We start from the raw sequence: 3,396 nt of genomic DNA, 5'->3' as shown, positions 1-3,396 counted from the left end.
CGTTCGTGACCGTGCGCCCGCGCGGGCGCTCGGGACCGCGCCAGATGATCGATTGCACGCGCCGGCCAGGTGCGCGTAACGGCCTCCCAGCTTCAGACCAACCAGCGCATATTTCCGCCTTGGGTCAGAACCGGCGGTCGCCAAAGCGCCGATCTGCGTCCGATCTGGCTCAGCGTGCGGACATTCTGGCGGCGGGAGCCTTGTTCATCTCAGGGCCAACAAGAGACTCATGCGCCGCAACAAATAAAATGGGACCGGCGGCGGCCCGAGGCCAAATGCCCTGCTTTTTCGATCTTATGCCGTTCTGATAGCGACGTTGAATGTATTGCCGTTGACGGTGTGTAGCTGCAACGTCGCGGCGCTATGGAGGCTGCCGGGGTCCGCATTGCTCGTGACGGGCAGCGTAATCGTCGCCATCGCCGCGCCCGTAGCCCTCCGCATGATGGCGTAAGACGACGCTGGTAGATCAATGTTGCCTCGCCATCGAGAAGGCGCGAACGGTGGCGCGGCTACAGCGGAGATCGAGGACAACATAAACCAAGCTCGAACGGCCTTCGTCACTGCCGGCATCTTGGTGCTGCGCGGCGGCGTGCCGATCCATGTCAATGGCGCAGTCGTGGGCGCAGTAGGCGTTGCCGGCTTGGGCAAGGAGATCGACGCTAGATCGCGAGCACCGCGGCGACAGCGCTGAGCCCCTCACCGACGACGGCTCAGCGTAGGTTGCGGAGTTACTGTTCGTGTGCGCCTGTCGGCGCGGAAGATGATGCGATCGCGAGTTCGGGGGTGTGGCCGCCGAACGAGGTGCGACGCTCCCATCAGTCGCAACAGGCGGGTGCCCGATCCTAAACCTTGGTATGCTCTTCTCAACCAAATGTAACGGGGGGGATCAACCTCCGTGCAATGGTCAGGTCCATCTCTCAATGATTATGCTTGGGATGTAATTTGGGTAACCGAACGGCAGCACTCTCTGGAACTGCCATACGGAAAAAACCAAACAGGTGAGAAAAACCAAACAGGTGAGAAACGAGTTATGGGCTGGATGTTCGACAATGCCGGACGTCTGATTGTCCGGTCGCAGAAGCCGGTCAACCACTGTGAGCCGTTCACTCCGAACGATTCGACAGCCTTACGCGACACCCTTCGACCCGGTGATGTCTTGCTGGTCGAGGGCAAAGGTCGTATTTCCGGCAGCATCAAATATCTCACTCAATCGACTTGGTCGCACTCGGCGTTGTACGTCGGGCCGGTGGCCGGCGCCGCAACCGACGGCGAGCGCCATGTCCTGATCGAAGCCAATATCGGCGAAGGTGTCGTGTCGGCGCCGCTGTCGAAATATCTGCATTGTCAAACCCGTATCTGCCGGCCGGTGGGACTGAGCGGAGCGGACTGCGCAAAGGTCTGCCATTACGCTATCGAACGCATTGGTCTCGGCTACGATTTCAAAAACGTCGTCGACCTGATGCGCTATCTATTCCCATGGCCAGTGGCGCCGCGTTGGCGCCGCCGAACGATTGCGCTCGGGTCCGGCGACGCTAGCCGCATCATCTGTTCTTCGCTAATTGCGCAAGCATTCGACGCCGTGCGTTACCCGATCCTGCCCAAGATCACGCACGTCGAGAGCCAGACGGCGCGGCGCGAAATCGCCGAGACCCGCCACTCGTCATTTTACGCGCCGCGCGACTTCGATATTTCGCCCTACTTTATGGTGGTGAAGCCCACGCTGGCGCGAGGCTTCAACTATAAAGACATGCATTGGGCCGATCTTCCCCAAGTTCACACCGCAAAGGTCACGTTCGCTCCAGAGATCGAAGGCGCGATCGCGGTGGTGGCCTACGCCTGAATTTCCCGGATCAGGCACCGAGTTGCGCAACGCTCACGCCGTTTCAGTCCTGGATCGAGCGAGGCCGCGATGGCGAACCCTCGTCGACCACAAATCTGGAGATTGAAATGTCGAAACCCCGCCTACTATTGATCCATTGCTCGAACGGCATCCGACAGGGAGCAAAGCACGGGCAGCGCGGCCGTAGCTTCCGACCGCTGGTCATTCATGGGGGCGCGCGAGTGAGATTCGCGCCGAGAGAGAGCTCATGGGAAGCTGCGTTTGAACTGGTCAATCTTGGTCTTTTAGTTTCCCATAGTAATTACCTTGCCTTCTTGCAGGCGAGCATAACAGTTCTTGAGGCCTGCAATCGGACTGACCCTTATAGCCAATAGTGCATTCGACCCAAATGTTGCGCCGTGTGCGTTATCGGAACACCACGCTCGCGCATATCGTTCGCATCGACCATGCTGCTCAATCCGTCGGCTCCCTTCGGCTGCCCATGCGCAGAAGCCAAATCGCTGCAGAGCCAGCAGCGCCGCCTGACCTGTACCTTCCCGCGATTGCGCCAGACCGGAGGTCAACACCGTCTCCGGGACGGTGCGGCCAGGGTCAATGTCCTGTGTGTACCGAAAACCTTATCCGAGTTGATGATGTAATGGAATCGCCTAAGCTGGCGGAATGATCGGGCTGCTCTGTTTCGTACTGGCCGTCTTGGCTTCGCCTCTCAAGTCGAAGAGCCGACTTGAAGCAGAGAATGTGGCGCTCAGACATCAGTTGATTGTCTTGAGGCGTAAGCTGCAGGGTCGTGTCCGGCTCACCAACGATGATCGCTGGTTCTTCATTCAGCTGTATCGCTGGTTTCCATCGATCTTGCAGGTCCTCACGATCATCCGGCCCGAGACGGTCGTGCGTTGGCACCGGGCCGGCTTTCGCGGCTATTGGCGTTGGAAGTCGCGCCCGATCGGAGGGCGGCCGCCGATCGACACGAGGCTGCGCGCGTTGATCCGGCGGATCAGCGTCGACAATCCGCTTTGGGGCGCGCCACGCATCCACGGCGAACTGCTCAAGCTCGGGTTCGAGGTCGCGCAGTCCAGCGTCGCCAAGTACATGGTGAAGCGACGCGGGCCACCCAGCCAGGGATGGCGCACCTTCTTGCGTAATCACGCGCCGGACATTGCCGCCATGGATTTGCTCGTTGTTCCGACCGTCGGTTTCGACCTGCTCTATGCCTTTGTCATTGTCCGGCTCGACCGCAGAGACCTGGTCTGGATCAACGTCACAGCAAATCCGGCGGCGGAATGGGTAGCACGTCAAATCACGGAGGCATTTCCTTGGGATGAGGCTCCGCACTACCTCATCCGCGATCGCGACCGGATCTATGGCAGCCTTGTCACGCGCCGATTGCGCGCCATCGGCATCCGGGACAAGCCTACCGCACCAGCCTCGCCTTGAGCTATGGCGGAATCTGGGTGATGACGGCCTGAGAAGGGCGGCGTATCGAGGCGGGTAACCAGCCAGCCAGAACCTCACATGGGATGGTTCGTGTCAAGGCCATCAATCGCAATGCATCAGCA

3 protein-coding genes are annotated in these 3,396 nt (G+C 59.9%); all 3 read left to right on the top strand.

The window, feature by feature from the left end; all coding sequences use genetic code 11:
• Positions 1-469: 469 nt before the first annotated feature.
• The 3 genes from ACZYOF_RS43040 to ACZYOF_RS43030 all read left to right on the top strand — a co-directional run bounded on the left by ACZYOF_RS43040 (position 470) and on the right by ACZYOF_RS43030 (position 3,274).
• Positions 470-691, top strand: a complete 222-nt coding sequence (locus ACZYOF_RS43040; protein ID WP_130584130.1) for a heme-binding protein — start codon at positions 470-472, stop codon at positions 689-691.
• Positions 692-1,030: 339 nt separating this feature from the next.
• On the top strand, positions 1,031-1,840 hold the full coding sequence (locus ACZYOF_RS43035; RefSeq protein ID WP_130584129.1) for a YiiX/YebB-like N1pC/P60 family cysteine hydrolase: 810 nt from the start codon (positions 1,031-1,033) through the stop codon (positions 1,838-1,840).
• A 660-nt stretch (positions 1,841-2,500) separates the two neighbouring features.
• The gene (locus ACZYOF_RS43030; protein ID WP_463719518.1) at positions 2,501-3,274 is read left to right on the top strand and encodes a hypothetical protein; all 774 of its coding nucleotides are present in this window, start codon (positions 2,501-2,503) and stop codon (positions 3,272-3,274) included.
• Positions 3,275-3,396: the final 122 nt, after the last annotated feature.

Source organism: Bradyrhizobium sp. LeoA1Lang, from assembly GCF_055413685.1.
The sequence above is the reverse complement of the archived record's forward strand: the minus strand, read 5'-3'. Positions and strand labels throughout refer to the sequence as shown.